Annotated in this window: 9 protein-coding genes; all 9 read right to left on the bottom strand. The window is 63.6% G+C overall.

Translation table 11 applies throughout. The features are described 5' to 3' along the window. Positions 1-26 precede the first annotated feature (26 nt). The 9 genes from ABT375_RS22470 to ABT375_RS22430 all read right to left on the bottom strand — a co-directional run bounded on the left by ABT375_RS22470 (position 27) and on the right by ABT375_RS22430 (position 10,923). Positions 27-368 carry a hypothetical protein gene (locus tag ABT375_RS22470; protein WP_179563601.1) on the bottom strand — a complete coding sequence of 114 codons (342 nt, stop codon included), beginning with the start codon at positions 366-368 and terminating at the stop codon, positions 27-29. A gap of 137 nt (positions 369-505) precedes the next feature. Continuing rightward, a complete protein-coding gene (locus ABT375_RS22465) occupies positions 506-1,183 on the bottom strand; it encodes a cation transporter (RefSeq protein ID WP_416466050.1) in 678 nt (225 codons plus the stop codon). Between the two features lie 93 nt (positions 1,184-1,276). After that, positions 1,277-3,160: an FTR1 family protein gene (locus tag ABT375_RS22460; RefSeq protein ID WP_416466049.1), complete on the bottom strand. Its 1,884-nt coding sequence runs from the start codon at positions 3,158-3,160 to the stop codon at positions 1,277-1,279. Positions 3,161-3,349: 189 nt separating this feature from the next. Continuing rightward, positions 3,350-3,769 (bottom strand): MerR family transcriptional regulator, encoded by a 420-nt coding sequence (locus ABT375_RS22455; protein WP_416466062.1) that lies wholly within the window; start codon positions 3,767-3,769, stop codon positions 3,350-3,352. Positions 3,770-3,949: 180 nt separating this feature from the next. Next, the gene (locus tag ABT375_RS22450) at positions 3,950-4,537 is read right to left on the bottom strand and encodes a YgjV family protein (protein ID WP_416466047.1); all 588 of its coding nucleotides are present in this window, start codon (positions 4,535-4,537) and stop codon (positions 3,950-3,952) included. Between the two features lie 125 nt (positions 4,538-4,662). Then, positions 4,663-5,055 (bottom strand): copper-binding protein, encoded by a 393-nt coding sequence (locus ABT375_RS22445; protein ID WP_416466045.1) that lies wholly within the window; start codon positions 5,053-5,055, stop codon positions 4,663-4,665. Between the two features lie 17 nt (positions 5,056-5,072). Continuing rightward, on the bottom strand, positions 5,073-8,210 hold the full coding sequence (locus ABT375_RS22440) for an efflux RND transporter permease subunit (protein WP_416466043.1): 3,138 nt from the start codon (positions 8,208-8,210) through the stop codon (positions 5,073-5,075). Then, entirely contained in the window at positions 8,207-9,697 is a 1,491-nt protein-coding gene (locus ABT375_RS22435; RefSeq protein WP_416466041.1) for an efflux RND transporter periplasmic adaptor subunit, read from the bottom strand. The genes ABT375_RS22440 and ABT375_RS22435 overlap by 4 nt, the downstream gene beginning before the upstream one ends. After that, positions 9,694-10,923 (bottom strand): TolC family protein, encoded by a 1,230-nt coding sequence (locus ABT375_RS22430; protein ID WP_416466039.1) that lies wholly within the window; start codon positions 10,921-10,923, stop codon positions 9,694-9,696. The genes ABT375_RS22435 and ABT375_RS22430 overlap by 4 nt, the downstream gene beginning before the upstream one ends. Positions 10,924-10,957 lie beyond the last annotated feature (34 nt).

Raw genomic sequence — 10,957 nt, 5'->3', positions numbered from 1 at the left:
CAATGGCCGGCGAGGTCAGCGGATCGTCAGGCTTGTGGGGGCCTCAGCGCCGGATCGGCAGTTGAGAGCGGCCGCATGGAATGGCTTGCGAAAATGGGGGCAAGCCGAAGGTCGTGCGTGAGCGCGGCATTGGAGATCTTGACCGGCGCTGCGACATGATCACCGTGGCAACCGCCGTGATGGTGAGGATACCCTTTGTCACCATCGGAGGGCACTTGATCGGCGTCGCCGGGCGCATGGCCTAGAGCAACTTCGTCCACGCCTATTTCCTGGGATGTAACGCTTACATCCGGCCGTTCCAGCACATGCGCCGTCGCCGTCGTCCCAAGGGAAAGGACGATCGCCAAATAAGCGAGGATGTTGAGCAAGCGTCGCACGGACAACCGACTAACAGGAAAGCCGACAACGGGATAGCCCCGACATCGCATAAAGGAATGAGATGTCATCGCATAAACTCGCGCGATCGGGCGTGTCTTGCGCGAAGGCGGATTGCGATGGAAAGCATCTATTTGCGCTCCAGCAACTGCAAGCTGCCAGAAGTCAGCGGAAGTTGTGCCGACGCATCCTCAGATGGTTTGGGATATAGCTCCGTCCGCGCCTGGATAATGATTTGGAGGCCACCCCAAATGCCGAGCCCTGCCATGATCAGGGCTACCGCCAGATCCGGCCAAGCCGTGCCCGTGCCGAGCACACCTGCAGCGGCAAGCAATACTGCCAAATTACCGATGGCGTCATTACGCGAGCAGATCCACACCGATCGCATATTCGCGTCGCCGCTCCGATAGCGGTAGAGCATGAGCGCAACGCTGCCGTTTGCGACCAGTGCGATCACGCCGACGATACCCATCGTCCCAGCTTGCGGTATGCCCCCGCCCAGCGCGGCAAGCAGCGTCGTGATCAAGACGTAGAGGCCGAAGGCAAGGATGGTGCCGCCTTTCAGCAATGCGGCACGCGACCGCCAGCCCAGTGCCATACCCGCGACCCCGAGGCTGATCGCATAATTTGCGGAGTCGCCTAGAAAATCGAGCGCGTCCGCCTGGAGCGAACGCGACCCCGAGGCGATACCCGCCACGATCTCGCCAGCGAACATCGTCAGATTGATCGCGAGAGCGATCCACAGGACGCGGCGCCAGCGCGGATCGGGCGCCGCCGGCGCATCCGACTGGCAGCTATTACAGACCATGATTATCCACGCGTGCAAGCATCATGAGAAGCCTTATGCACCCTCTAGCTACTAGAGGGTCAAGGCGAATATCGCTTCCTGCTCCGATCTTCATCAGGTGGTTGCCACGACGGCACGGCGCCGGTTGAGAATGAACCCGCCGGCCACCGCGACGAGCATCAGCAACTGGGCGCCCATCGACTGCACGGTCGGGAAGATGCCGAGCACCGAGACGCGAATTCCGCCGGAGAGCGGGGCGATGTCGATCATGCCGGCTTCCTGCAGCGCGGCCACGCCCTTGCCGGCGAGTACGATGGTGAGGAGCGCCATCAGCCACGCGCTATAGGCGAAGAACTTCGCGATCGGCAGGTCGCGGCTGTAGCGCAGCATCGCCCAGGCAATGAGGCCGAGCAGCAGGACCGCCGAGCCGGCGCCAGCCAGCATGACCCCGCCATTACCCTGGGTCCAGAGCGCGGCATAAAACAGGATGGTCTCGAACACCTCGCGATAGACGACGATGAAGGCCAGGCCGAACAGGAACCAAGCCGATTGCCGTGACAGCGCGCGCGACATCTTTTCGCGGATGTAGCGCTGCCATTGGTCCGCCTGCGCCTTGCCGTGCATCCATATCCCCACGGAGAGCAGGACGACGGCCGCGAACAGCGATCCAAACCCTTCGGTGAGCTCCCGGCTCGCGCCACTGATCCCGATCGCATAGGTTGCAACCACCCAGGTCAGACCGCCCGCCGCCAACGCGCCGATCCAACCGCCATGCACATAGGGCAGCACCTCGGGTCGCTCGGCCTTGCGCAGGAAGGCGATCATCGCGACGACGATCAGCAGGGCTTCGAGCCCCTCGCGTAGCAGGATGGTGAACGCGCCCAGAAAGGTCGATGCGCTGCTCGTCGCGTCCGGGGACAAGGCCGCATCGGCGTCATCGAACAAGCCATCGAGCACCTGGACACGGGTCGCTATCTCGTCGGCGGGCCGACCTTGCTGGAGCGAGGCCCGGAATTCGCCCATGGCGCTTTCGATATGACCCATGAGCGTTGCGTCACGCGCGGTCAGCATCGGCTCGAGCGGTTCGAACCCGTCGAGATACGCGGACAGCGCGAGTTCCTGGGCGGCGTGGCGATCGCCGTCGCGATAGGCTGCCAGGCTGCGCTGCAGCTTGTCGCGCGCGACGCTCAGCGAGCCTGCGGGCTTCGGGATCACCACCTCCGGATGGCGGCGCAGATAGGCGATCGCCGCGTCGGCCTTGTCAGGACCAACGGCCTTTGCGAGTGTTTCCGGCGTCAATCCAGCCAGCGCCGTCAGGTCGGGAATGGCCCGCCGAAGACTGGCGTCGGATTTCCACAGCCGCTCACCCTCGGCTGCCTGGGCATCGGAAAAAGCAAAGCGACCGGCATAGAAGGCCAGCGCCCAGCGATCATCGCTTGGCAGGCTCGCGAAACTTTGCATCGCTGTGCCGTCGATACCCTGCTCGATGACCTGATAGAGCGCGAAGGGGCTGCGCTGCCGTGCGCGCTTCACGTCGCTGAAGGCGATCGGCGGGGTGGTGAGCTTGGCGGCGTCGGGGCCATGCCCATCCCCGGTCATGCCATGGCAGCTCGCGCAATTCTGCGCGAACAGGGTCGCGCCGCGCGCCAGGTCGGGCGCCTTGGCTGGCGCTAGGGGCACCGGATAGGCGTTGAGCAGATCGGCAGCGAGGCCATGGGCAATGCGGGCGACCTCTTCGGGCGGGCCCTTCGCGGCAATCACGCCCTGAAGCCGGCTTGCGTCCGCGATCAGAGTAGCGCGCGCCGGCGTGGGTGGCAGAGCGGCGAGACGGGTCGATACCGACGCCGCGAATTCGGTCATTTCGGCAAATTCCGAGGCGCTCTTGACCCGACCGCCGCTGACGGCGCCACCATAGTCGACCGCCATATAGTCGAGCAGCCGCCATGCCGTCTGCACATCGGCGGTATCGGCGCGGGCAATGCCGCTGATGCCGACCATGCACAGGAATGCCGCCAGGACGGCCAAGACCCGCCGGATCGATGGCCTCGGTAAGTGCGAAAAAGCAGGGCCGAATTCGAAGGATTCGCAAAGGTCTGGACGGGACATCCCAGCCTCATAAACCCTCTAGCAGCTAGAGGGTCAAGAAGTTTTGCGACTTAGTTGCAATAGCCGACGAGAGCGTTAGCCTCATCCCGCGCGATCCGCCTCTGGCCCCAGCGTGTCGATGATACGGCATTCCGAGATCGTGCCATGGCCGCATTGGACGATGAGGCTGCTGAGCTCCGAACGCAGCGTTGCCAGATCCTTCAGTTTGCGATCGATCTCGGCAAGATGTTCTCGCGCGATCAGATCCACTGCCGAGCAGGATATATCCTTTTGATCGGCGAGACCCAGCAGCGTCTGCACCTGATCGAGTGAAAACCCCAACGCCCGGGCGCGCCGAATGAAGCTAAGCCGCGCAAGATGGTGCGTGGAGTAAGCACGATAATTGTTCTTCGTCCGCTCCGGCGCGGAAAGCAGGCCCGCGCTTTCATAGTAGCGGATCGTCTCGACCTTCGTTCCTGTTGCGGCAGCAAGTTTGCCGATGCTGAGCGACCCGGACAACATCATTGGTGACCTTATAGTGACTTCAGGCTTATAGGGAAAGTCTTCCCAAAATGTCGAGGCCGTCCGAGGCAAGGCAGGCTCCAGCGATCGCTAGCATGCCGAGGCGACCACCGGCGGGGCCATGCGCCCCGGCAGCAAACCCGGCACCAATATCACCGCATCTTATTCCGTAGCAGCCGCTTAAATGCCCAGTCTCACAACCGGTCCAGCCAGTGCAAATATTCCAGTAGGATCAGTAGCGGGAACGCTGGGCTTCGCGTTGAAAGAGACAATGTGCCGGCGACGAACCAGAAACCTCATCAGATTTGCAAGGTTTGACGCCAACGATACCGCGTCGGTTCCTAACGCAAACAGGGCTCCAACGATCAAATTATGGGCAAGCCAAAATGGAGCCCCCAAGAGGAACAGCCCCTTCATACGCGTGGTCGATGTCTGCAAGCGCGCCAGACTACCCAGCGAACTCCCCGTCAATGCCAACGCAGACGGGATGCCGTGCCATGTCACAACCGACAGGAAGGACAATATAATGAGGCTGGCCCCGTAAAGCCGCACGACGACATAGCGATCACGCACCGATGCCGAAACGATGAGTTGCGCGCAAGAAATGAGACATGCGATCGCTGCGGTAGGAGATCCCAACATCAGAAAATACATCGCGAAGGCGGCAGCGCCTGCGCTCTGAATTTTGACGACCTTTTTATAGTCGCTGAAAAACGGCCAGCTGATGACGCACAAAAGAGCCATGCAACCGAACGCGGTGGCAATCACGACTGCCCCCGCGCGGTTCTTCCTGTGTTGATCTGCGTCCCGCGCTCAGCTCTGTCTTTTTCCATAGCTGAAGCGTGAAGGAACGAGGTTAATTACGCTTTAATGGCCCTTATAAAATCGACCGTTCAAGGCTGCTTTTGGATCGCCGTCACCTCGCCGGCGCTGCCGGTTAGTGTGACGTCGAAATCGACCTTTTCGCCTACGTTTGCCGCGCCGGTGACCGCAGGTGCCGCCTTAAACGTCATGGTCATCGCCGGCCATTTGGCTTCAGGTATCGGGCCATGGTCGAGCGTGATCGTGCCTGCGGTCTTGTCGATGGCGGTGACCTTGCCATGGCCCTTGGCCTTGATCGGCGCAGTCGCCGCCGGCGCCATCGCCATGTTGCCCATGTCGCCGCTCATGGCCGCGGCGGGCGCCGCCTGATTGGTCTCGGCCGCAACCGGCGTCTCCGCCTTCTTGCCACAGGCGGCGGTCAGGGCGGTGAGGCCGAGAGCAATGGTCAGTCGTATCATAGTCATGGTCTTCTCCTTGCAGATTAAACAGGTTGGTGGAGGGATTTTACTCGCCGCCGACGAAGCAGCAGATAGGCAGCGGGCAGGACGAACATCGAGAGCAGTGGCGCGGTGAGCATGCCGCCGATCATCGGCGCGGCGATCCGGCTCATCACTTCCGAACCCGCGCCCGAGCCGAGCAGGATCGGCAACAAGCCGGCGAGGATCACTGCGACTGTCATTGCCTTGGGGCGGACGCGGAGCAGCGCGCCTTCGCGGACCGCCGCCTCGATCTGGTCGGCATCAGGATCGTCACCACGCTCTTCCAGCGCATTCTTGAGGTAGATCAACATGACTACCCCGAACTCGGCCGACACGCCGGCCAGCGCGATGAACCCGACGCCCGTCGCCACCGACTGGTTGAAGCCGAGCAGGTAAAGCGTCCAGATACCGCCGGTGAGCGCGAACGGGAGCGTGCCCATGATCAGCGCGGCTTCGTCGAACCGGCCGAAGATCAGGAAGAGCAGCACGAAGATGATCAGCAGTGTCGCTGGCACGACCAGCTTGAGCTTTTCGACGGCCCGCTGGAGATATTCGAACTGGCCGGAGTAGGCGATACTGACGCCCGGCGAGAGCTTTACCTCCTTCGCCACCGCCCCTTGCAGGTCACCGACCACCGACGCGAGATCGCGGCCGCGTACATCGACATAGACCCAGGTCGATGGCCGGGCATTCTCGGTCTTGAGCATCGGCGGCCCTTCGGCGATCGAAACCTTCGCCACGGTGCCCAGCGTGATCTGCTGGCCCGAAGGCGTCAGGACCGGAAGCGTGCGAAGTCCTTCGAGGCTGTCGCGCAGCTCACGCGGATAGCGCACGCTGATTGGGTAGCGTGCCAGCCCTTCGACGGTTTCGCCAATGGTCTCGCCACCGATCGCGCCCGAGACGATCGCCTGCACGTCGGCGATGTTGAGCCCGAAACGGGCGGCGGCGGCACGATCGATATCGACATCGACATAGCGCCCGCCGGTCAGTCGCTCGGCCAGTGCCGAGCTGACGCCCGGCACGGTCTTGGCGACCGTCTCGATATCATGGGCGATGCGGTCGAGCTGGGCGAGGTCGGCGCCCGAGACCTTGACCCCGATCGGACTCTTGATGCCGGTCGCGAGCATGTCGATGCGGTTACGGATCGGCGGCACCCAGACATTGGCGAGGCCGGGTAGCTTCACCGTGCGGTCCAGCTCTTCGACGAGCTTGTCCGTGGTCATATTGGGCCGCCATTGGTCACGCGGCTTGAACTGGATGGTGGTCTCGAACATTTCGAGCGGCGCGGGATCGGTGGCAGTCTCGGCGCGTCCCGCCTTGCCGAACACGCTTTCGACCTCCGGCACCGTCTTGATCAGCCGGTCGGTCTGCTGGAGCAGTTGCGAGGCCTTTGCCGCCGACAGTCCCGGCAACGCCGAGGGCATATAGAGCAGGTCGCCTTCGTCCATATTCGGCATGAACTCGCCGCCGAGCCGGGAGAGCGGCCAAGCCGTCGTTGCGAAGACCAGAACCGCAATCAGCAGCACCGCCTTGGGCTTTTTCATAGTCCAGTCGAGGGCGGGCCGGTAGATATTGGTCAGCCAGCGATTGATCGGGTTGGACTGCTCGGCGGGAATGCGGCCCCGGATGAGATACCCCATCAGGATGGGGACCAGCGTCACCGAGAGGATCGCGGCCGATGCCATCGCATAGGTCTTGGTGAACGCCAGCGGCGCGAATAGCCGGCCCTCCTGCCCCTCCAGTGTGAACACAGGAATGAACGAAAGCGTGATGATCAACAGACTGAAGAATAGCGCTGGGCCGACCTCGGCCGCGGCATCGGTGACGACGGTCCAGCGTGTCGGATTATCGAGCAGCTGCTGCGGGCTATCATGTTCCCAGCGCTCGATCTTCTTGTGCGCGTTCTCGATCATGACCACCGCCGCATCGACCATCGCGCCGATCGCGATGGCAATGCCGCCCAGCGACATGATGTTGGCGTTTACCCCCTGGAACCGCATCACGACGAACGCCGCCAGCACGCCTATCGGCAGGGTCAGGATCGCTACCAGCGCCGAACGGACGTGCCAGAGGAAGAGGCCGCAGACGATCGCGACGACGATAAACTCCTCGATCAGCTTGTGGGTGAGGTTATCGACCGCACGGTCGATGAGCTGCGATCGGTCATAGGTGGTGACGATCTCCACGCCGGGCGGCAGGCTCGCCTTCAGGCTGGCGAGCTTGTCCTTGACCGCGGCGATGGTTTCGCGCGCATTCTTGCCCGACCGCAGGATCACGACGCCGCCGGCGACCTCGCCTTCGCCGTTCAACTCGGCGATTCCGCGCCGCATCTCGGGGCCAATCTGGACCGTGGCGACATCGCCTAGCCGCACGGGCACACCGCTCATTGCGGTCCGCAGGGGAATGGCCCGGAAATCGTCGAGCGTCTTCAGATAGCCCGAGGCACGGACCATATATTCGGCCTCGGCCATCTCCAGCACGGAGCCGCCCGCTTCCTGATTGGCCTGTTGGATCGCCTGCACGGCCTGCTGGTGCGTGATACCGTAAGCGGCGAGCTTCACCGGATCGAGCAGCACCTGGTACTGCTTGACCATGCCGCCGATGCTGGCGACCTCGGCAACACCGGGAACGGTTTTCAGCTCGTAGCGCAGGAACCAGTCCTGAAACGCGCGAAGCTGGGCCAGATCGTGCTGGCCGGTCTTATCGATCAGGGCATATTCATAGACCCAGCCGACACCGGTTGCATCGGGACCGAGCGCACTGCGGGCGCTCGCCGGCAGGCGGCCCTGTACCTGATTGAGATATTCGAGCACGCGGCTGCGCGCCCAATAAAGATCGGTGCCGTCCTCGAAGATCACATAGACGAAGCTGTCGCCGAAGAAGGAATAGCCGCGCACCGTCTTGGCACCCGGCACCGACAGCATGGTGGTCGTCAGCGGATAAGTGACCTGATTCTCGACGATCTGCGGCGCCTGTCCCGGATAGCTGGTGCGGATGATGACCTGCGTGTCGGAGAGGTCCGGCAGCGCGTCGATCGCGGTCGATCGCACAGCCCAGACGCCCATGCCGATAAGGGCCAGCACGCCGATCAGGACGAAGAAGCGGTTCCTGACCGACCAGCGGATGAGATGGGCGATCACTGCCCCGCCACCTTCGTCATGCGGCGCACGGTCGGCCCGGCCGGCGGTTGATCGAACCCGAAACGGACACGATCGCCCGTCTTCAGGCCCCGCGCGACGTTCGGATCGGGAAGCTGGAAGGTCATCGTCATCGCCGGCCAGCCAATCGCCGGCACCGGCTCGTGGCTCAGCGTCACCGAATTGGCGGTAAGCTGCTCGATTTTGCCTACGGTCTCGTAGAGCGCGGCCGTAGCTGCGCGTTTGCCAACTGCCATCGGCACACCGCCACCGATCGGCCGTGCCTGCACGCCGGAAAGACTAGCCTCGGAGTCGATCAGGAACTGCCCCGAAGCGATGACCTTCTCGCCTTCGGAGAGCCCGGCGAGGATCTCGGTGTCGTCCCCGGATTCCCTGCCGGTTTGCACCTCGGCCGGCCGGTAGCGGCCCTTATCTAGCGCAAGCATCACCAAGGTCCGCTTGCCGGTGCGGATCAGCGCCTCGGAGGGTACGAGCAATGCTGGCTGTGCGCTGCCGCCGAACGACACGGTTGCGAACATACCCGGGCGCAGACGACCACCACGATTGGGTAGTTCGATCCGCACGGTGAGCGTCCGACTGTCGGCCTGCGTCGTAGGCAGAATCGCCGAGACACGGCCCGACAATGTCTCGCCGGGGAATGCGGCAAGCGTGGCCTGCACGATTTGTCCGGGCTTGAGCGGTCCCGCGATGGCTTCGGGCACGGCAGCATTGAGCCAGACCGTGCCAAGGCCGTTGACCTCGGCAAGCGTCTGTCCTGCCGTCATCGTCATGCCGGCCCGCACATCTAACGTCTTGATAACGCCGCCGGTTGGCGTGGAAATCGTGATGACATTGTGCGGCCGACCCGTTCGCTCGACCGATGCGACCGTACCAGACGGCATGCCAAGCAGTATGAGCCGCTGGCGCGCTGCCTGTATCAAAGCCGCGCTCCCGGTGCGGCGGACGGCCAGGAACTCGGCCTGTGCGCCACCCCATTCGGGAACGAGCAGGTCGGCGAGTGGGGCACCGGCGCCAATGATGTCGCCGGGCGCCCGGGCATAGACCCTTTGAACGAACCCGCCAGCGCGCGCCTGGACGATCGCGACATCGCGCTGGTTGAAGTCGATCGTGCCGGTGGCGGTCAGGCTGCTGGTCAGTTGTCCCCGTCGTACGGCGACCGCGCGCAGCCCCAGCGTTTGGGACGCAGCGGGATCGATGCGGATGCCCGGCGCGTTGCCGCCGCCTTCATCGGCATATTTGGGGATGGTCTTCATCCCCATCGACGAAAGCGTATCCGGATTGTTGTAGTGCTCTTGCGGCACCATAGGATCGTACCAGTAAAGCGCCTTACGACCGGAATCGGCTGTTTGCGTAGGAGCGGTTTCGCTCCCACCGAGATGGGCGATGCCATAGCCCGCGCCACCAGCGACGAGGGCGAGCGCTGCGGCGGCAAGACCCAGCCGGGCGCGCGGTGATATCTCGAGGCTCATCGATCTTCGCTCCGGTATGTGAGAGTCAATCGCGCGCCGTCAGCGGCGACCAGCGCCTCGCGGTCGAGGACAGTGAGGGTTGCGTCGGCCAGCGCGGCATAAGCGTCGGCGACATCGACAAGACTGGCGCGTCCAGCACCGTAGCTGGCGGTCTCCAGTTTCACGCGCTGCTCGGCCAGCGGCTGCAGCGTTCCTTGCGCGCGCATCCATTGTTCGTGGTGCATGACATGGTCGGCGATATCGGCATCGAGGTCGGCAGCAAGAGCGCGGCGCGCCGCTTCGCGTTCGGCCAGAACGCGCCCGGCATTGGCCTGGGCAGCGGCGATTCCGGCGTTCTGACGATTGCGGGTGAAGAACGGCAGGCTGACCGTCACGCCAGCAGAGACATAATCGCCGAAACGGGGATCGCGGCGCTGATAGGCGACATTCACGCCGAAGTCAGAACGCCGACCGGCATCCGCCACCCTTATATCGGCATCGGCTTGCCCAGCCTGGGCATCGATCATCTGGATGGTGGGATGGCGATCGAGGCCAGCACGAAGCTCGGTCCCATCGACCGGAAATTCGGGAATTGGACCGGCAATCTCCGGCGCGGGATCGCCGGTCCAACGGGTAAGTGTAGCGCGGGCACGCGCGACGTTCGAGACCAGTTCGCTCCGGCGATCCTGCATCGTGGCGATGGCCTGCTGACCGGCAAGCGTCTGCGCCGGCCGTACGCTGCCCGAAGCGACAGCGCCGGTCGTGGTCCCTACGACGCGCTCGAGCCGGGACAGCACGTCTTCAAGAGCAGCAAGCCTGCGCTCGGCATAGGCCAGATTGATCCACGCCAACGCCGTACCTACCTCGACGGTGCGCGCCTCGACCGCCGTATCAGCCTCCGCCGCCCTGATGTCGCTATCGGCGCGCGCCTGCTGGGCATGGCGCTTGGCGAGGTTGGGAATGTCCTGAGACACGCCCACCCGCGCCATGGTAAAATTGTCCCGCTGCGGCTCGAACGCGAGCGGTCCTGATATCGGGAAGCTGTCTACGCCCACTGCGAGGGTGGGATCGGGCAGCGTTCCCGCGGCCCCACGCGCCGAACGCGCGGCATCAGTGCCAAGTGTCTTCGCTCGAATGGAGGGAGCATCGTGCTTAGCCTGGCGAAGCGCCGCATCGAAGGTCAGCGGACCGGCGAACGCAATCCCGGGGATCGCCGCGAGCAGCGGCGCACAAACAAACAATCGCATGGAAAACTCCTGATCGGAGGACCGGATCGGCCGC

It is taken from the genome of Sphingomonas sp. VDB2, from assembly GCF_047946695.1.
Taxonomy (GTDB): Bacteria; Pseudomonadota; Alphaproteobacteria; order Sphingomonadales; family Sphingomonadaceae; genus Sphingobium; species Sphingobium bisphenolicum.
The sequence above is the reverse complement of the archived record's forward strand: the minus strand, read 5'-3'. Positions and strand labels throughout refer to the sequence as shown.

Excerpts from the sequence above, each read along its gene's own strand:
- ABT375_RS22465 (WP_416466050.1), bottom strand. The coding sequence starts at position 1,183 with ATGGTCTGTAATAGCTGCCAGTCGGATGCGCCGGCGGCGCCCGATCCG.
- ABT375_RS22460 (WP_416466049.1), bottom strand. The coding sequence starts at position 3,160 with ATGGTCGGCATCAGCGGCATTGCCCGCGCCGATACCGCCGATGTGCAG.
- ABT375_RS22455 (WP_416466062.1), bottom strand. The coding sequence starts at position 3,769 with ATGTTGTCCGGGTCGCTCAGCATCGGCAAACTTGCTGCCGCAACAGGA.
- ABT375_RS22445 (WP_416466045.1), bottom strand. The coding sequence starts at position 5,055 with ATGACTATGATACGACTGACCATTGCTCTCGGCCTCACCGCCCTGACC.
- ABT375_RS22435 (WP_416466041.1), bottom strand. The coding sequence starts at position 9,697 with ATGAGCCTCGAGATATCACCGCGCGCCCGGCTGGGTCTTGCCGCCGCA.
- ABT375_RS22430 (WP_416466039.1), bottom strand. The coding sequence starts at position 10,923 with ATGCGATTGTTTGTTTGTGCGCCGCTGCTCGCGGCGATCCCCGGGATT.